Annotated in this window: 2 protein-coding genes; both read left to right on the top strand. The window is 68.6% G+C overall.

Going from position 1 to position 2,688, the window contains the following annotated elements; all coding sequences use genetic code 11:
- Nucleotides 1-355: response regulator (locus AC1DU6_RS26355; RefSeq protein ID WP_477860733.1), on the top strand; the 355-nt coding region annotated here is incomplete at its 5' end.
- A 5-nt stretch (nucleotides 356-360) separates the two neighbouring features.
- A partial coding sequence (locus tag AC1DU6_RS26350; protein ID WP_477860731.1) for a response regulator occupies nucleotides 361-2,688 on the top strand: 2,328 nt, incomplete at its 3' end.

Raw genomic sequence — 2,688 nt, 5'->3', positions numbered from 1 at the left:
GGTGGTGGACGACGACGCCCGCAACATCTTTGCGCTGACGACGCTGCTGGAGAATCAGGAGATGCAGGTACTGACCGCCACCAGCGGCCGGGCCGCCGTCGAGATCATCCAGCACACGCCCGATCTCGACCTGGTGCTGATGGACATCATGATGCCGGACATGGATGGCTACGAGACCATGCGCGAGATCCGCTCCCACGCCGAGTTCCGCAACCTGCCCATCCTGGCCCTGACCGCCAAGGCCATGAAGGGTGACCGCGAGAAATGCCTGGAGGCGGGCGCCAGCGACTACATCTCCAAACCCGTCAACACGGCCCAGCTGCTGTCGCTGATGCGCGTGTGGCTGTACCGGTGATGACGATGCCGACAACGATCGACGTCGTGGAGCAGGTGGCGGGCGCTGAAGAGCTGACCAACATCCTGATCGTCGATGACGAACCGGCCAACCTGCTGGTGCTGGAGAGCGTGCTGGCGGACCCGGGCTACCGCATCGTGCGGGCGCTGTCGGCCGACCAGGCCCTGCTCGCGCTGATGGGCCAGGAGTTCGCCGTCATGGTGCTGGACATCCAGCTGCCCGACATGAACGGCATCGAGCTGGCGCAGATGATCAAGGAGCGCAAGCGCAATGCCCACCTGCCCATCATCTTCCTGACCGCATATTTCGATCAGGACCAGTACCGCCTGCAGGGCTATGGCTCAGGCGCGGTCGACTATCTGCACAAGCCCGTGAACCCGGCGGTGCTGCGTTCCAAGGTGGCCGTCTTTGCCGAACTGGACCGCAAGACCCGCCAGCTGCAGCGCGCCAACCTGGCCCTGCAGGCCGAGGTGGAGGAGAGGCGCCGCGCCGAGGAGCGCTTGCGCGATCTCAACGAGACGCTGGAGCGGCGCGTCACCGAGCGGACCGAGGCCTTCCACGTGGCCGACCGCCGCTTGCGGGCCATGATGAGCAGCATCACCGATGGCCTGCTGCTCATCGAGCATGACGGGCGCATCGGCTACGTCAACGAGCAGGGCGCCCGGCTGCTCGGCCGTGGGGCCGACGAGCTGACCGGGCGGCGCAGTGGCGAGGTCTTTGGCGCCGGCGAGTTCGAGGCCGGCTTCGACAAGGCCCGGTCCAAGGGCGGTCAGGCCGTGTCTTTCGAGGCCATGGCGCCAGGTGCCCCGGAGCGCTGGCTGGAATGCCATTGCTATCCCTCGCACGACGGTCTGTCCGTCTACTTCCACGACATCACCGACCGCCGCGAGCTGCAGCTGCGCCGCGATCAGTTGCTGTCCGCCGAGCAGGCCGCGCGCGGCGCCGCCGACCAGGCCGCGCGCGCCAAGGAGGAGTTCGTCGCCGCGATCAGCCACGAGCTGCGCACGCCGCTGGCGGCCATCCTCGGCTGGGTCAACGTGCTCACCCACCCCGGCGTGCAGCCCGGCATGCTGCAACGGGGCATCCAGGCCATCGCGCGCAATGCCCAGGCCCAGGCCGTCCTGGTCGACGACCTGCTGGAGATGAGCCGCATCGTCGCCGGCAAGCAGCTGATGAATGTCGAGCGGGTGGACCTGAACGGCATCGTTGCGGGCGCGGCCGACACGGCCCGCCCGACAGCCCAGTCCCGCCAGCTCGAGATCGTGCTGCAGCTGGCGCCCGAGGCCGCCGAGGTCTTTGGCGACGCGCGCCGGCTCACGCAGATCGTCATGAACCTGATCACCAACGCGATGAAGTTCACCCCCACGGGCGGCAGCATCACGCTGTCGACGAAGCTGAACGGCCCCATCGTCGAGGTCGCGGTCAGCGACACCGGCCAGGGCATCGACCCTGAATTCCTGCCGCAGCTCTTCGACCGCTTCACCCAGGCCGACGGCACCGCCTCCAGCGTGCATGGCGGCCTGGGGCTGGGCTTGTCCATCGTCAAGAACCTCGTCGAGCTGCACGGCGGCGAGGTGGCAGCCCACAGTGCGGGCCGCGGCCAGGGCTCGGTGTTCAGCCTGCGCCTGCCGCGCGCCGGCCAGTCGAACGTGGCGGGTGTTGAAACCGAGGCGGGCGGTGTCGAGCCCTTGATCTCTGGCGTGCGGGTGCTGCTCGTCGATGACCACCCCGACGTGCTCGAGGCCCATGCCCGCCTGCTGTCCGAGCGCGGCGCTGATGTTGTCACGGCCGAGTCGGCGGAGGCCGCCATCGCCTTGCTGCAGCAGCAGCGCTTCGATGTGCTGCTGAGCGATCTCGGCATGCCCGGCATGGGGGGTTATGACCTGATCCGACATGTGCGCCAGGCCATGGAACTGGGCCCGGACGTGCTGCCCGCGGCGGCCGTCACGGCCTATGTGCGCGCGACCGACCGCGAGGCCGCGCTCGAGGCAGGCTTCCAGCGCTGCGTGCCCAAGGCAGTGTCCCCGCATCTGCTGGCCCGCGCCGTGGCCGAGCTCAGTGCTGCCCGGCCCACGCAGGCGCCGGCCTTGCGGGTGCTGTTCGTGGAGGACAACGCCGATCYGCGTGAACAGATCGCCTATTTGCTGGAGGAGGTGGGGATGCAGCCCGAAAGCTGCGCGACAGCAGAGGAAGCGCTGGCGGCCTATGCGCCCGACAAGTTCGACCTCGTCATGACCGACGTCAGCCTGCCGGGGATGTCAGGCATCGACCTCGCCCGGGCCATCCTGCGCCACGCGCCGGACACGTGGGTGGTGTTCTCGTCGGGCTATGAG

It is taken from the genome of Roseateles sp. P5_B10 (assembly GCF_056400485.1).
The sequence above is the reverse complement of the archived record's forward strand: the minus strand, read 5'-3'. Positions and strand labels throughout refer to the sequence as shown.